This is a genomic window from Saccharothrix sp. ST-888 (assembly GCF_000955975.1).
In the GTDB taxonomy this organism is placed as follows: domain Bacteria; phylum Actinomycetota; class Actinomycetes; order Streptomycetales; family Streptomycetaceae; genus Kitasatospora.
This window is the reverse complement of record NZ_JYJF01000879.1, coordinates 1-315: the sequence shown is the minus strand read 5'-3', so window position 1 is coordinate 315 and position 315 is coordinate 1. Positions and strand designations below refer to the sequence as shown.

Here is a 315-nt window from a genome sequence, read left to right as displayed (position 1 = left end):
CCAGCGGTACGTTGCCGCGGCCGAGGTCGGCGCGGGCTCCCGATGGATGTACCGGATGGCGCTGGCCCGCTGGGCGTGGCTGGTGGTGGAGCGGGGGGTCCAGGTCGGCCGCGAGCGGCGCCGGGGGCGGCCGCAGGTCGTCGCGGTGGCCCTGCTGGACCGCCCGGAGGGCGCCGCCGGGCTGGCGGACGCGCCCGCGCGGCGCGCCGCGGGCGGCGATCCGCGCACGCTCAACCGCGAACTGTCCATCCTGCGCGGCGCCGTGGCCTGGTGGCGCACCCAGGGCTGGCTCCGCGCCGACCCGATGGCCGGCCT

Annotated in this window: 1 protein-coding gene; it reads left to right on the top strand. The window is 80.6% G+C overall.

What is annotated here, in order from left to right; all coding sequences use genetic code 11:
- On the top strand, positions 1-315 hold a 315-nt coding region (locus tag UK12_RS42520), incomplete at both ends, for a hypothetical protein (protein ID WP_045307242.1).